The organism is Paenibacillus enshidis (genome assembly GCF_042136365.1).
In the GTDB taxonomy this organism is placed as follows: Bacteria; Bacillota; Bacilli; order Paenibacillales; family Paenibacillaceae; genus Paenibacillus; species Paenibacillus enshidis.
This window is the reverse complement of sequence record NZ_JBHHMI010000090.1, coordinates 1-397: the sequence shown is the minus strand read 5'-3', so window position 1 is coordinate 397 and position 397 is coordinate 1. Positions and strand designations below refer to the sequence as shown.

Annotated in this window: 1 pseudogene; it reads left to right on the top strand. The window is 55.9% G+C overall.

Annotation, left to right across the window (positions count from 1 at the left end):
- Positions 1 to 397 (top strand): annotated as a pseudogene (locus tag ACE41H_RS25215) (hypothetical protein); the annotation flags it as partial.

The following is a 397-nucleotide window of genomic DNA, read 5'->3' as shown; positions in this document are numbered from 1 at the left end:
AGCTGGCATACGCTGGAGTTCCAGGCGGTGATCCAGGACGGTCAAGGCGGCAAAACGATTCAGAACACCGGGAAAGTAACCGGCGACAACATTGGTCAACCAGGCGAGCCAACGGAAAAAGTTGTTGTTGAGGAACCGCCTGTTGAACCACCAGTTCCACCGGTAGATCCTCCCACAGATCCGCAAGATCCGGGTAACGGAGGCTCAGGCGGTGGTGGTGGCGGTGGATCGAACGACGATGACGACGATGATTCGCGCACCCCAGTGCTGGAGTCCGAGAAATCAGCGAAAGATGTGAACGGTGGCGGCATCGAAGTTGGCGATACGATCGAGTATACGATCCGTGCCCGCAATACCGTTTCAAACAGCAGTGTAACGAACATGGTCATTTCCGACG